We start from the raw sequence: 500 nt of genomic DNA, 5'->3' as shown, positions 1-500 counted from the left end.
TACATCATCAAACAAAGTTATTATGAAAGCTATTACCACTTTATTATTTGTTCTTTTTATCGGATTTTTTGCTCAGGCACAAGATGTAAAAGAAACTTCAGTGTTAGAAACTGAAACAAAAGAGGTAACTGTTTCTGAAATGAAAAAGGATAACTTAAAAGAAACAAATAAGGTAGCACGTTTGTATAAGTTTAAAAATTCTAAAATTAAAAAGGAGTTGGCTTTCGATACAAAACGTAGCAAATCTAAAGTAGCGTAATAGGTAAAAGCTTCTAAGAACCATTTGTTAATCACTTCATTCTACTATTTCTTACAAATTACTTTTCAATAACAGGGGCAATCACAAGCTGAAATACATTTTATTTCGATAAAGGGATTTTTGTGTTTTTACCGTTATCGGTATTTTTTTACACTTCAACAATAGTTTTGTCAAAGGCCGAAAAATAAGGGTGTTTGAGCGATTATGATTTTGGAAGGATGATGTTGGTACTAATTTTACA

1 protein-coding gene is annotated in these 500 nt (G+C 29.6%); it reads left to right on the top strand.

Translation table 11 applies throughout. The annotated features are described in order from the left end of the window. Window positions 1–259 (top strand): hypothetical protein (locus MWU65_RS17560; RefSeq protein WP_348646048.1); only part of this gene is annotated, 259 nt, incomplete at its 5' end. Window positions 260–500: the final 241 nt, after the last annotated feature.

The organism is Cellulophaga sp. F20128 (genome assembly GCF_023015805.1).
GTDB lineage: Bacteria > Bacteroidota > Bacteroidia > Flavobacteriales > Flavobacteriaceae > Cellulophaga.
The sequence above is the reverse complement of the archived record's forward strand: the minus strand, read 5'-3'. Positions and strand labels throughout refer to the sequence as shown.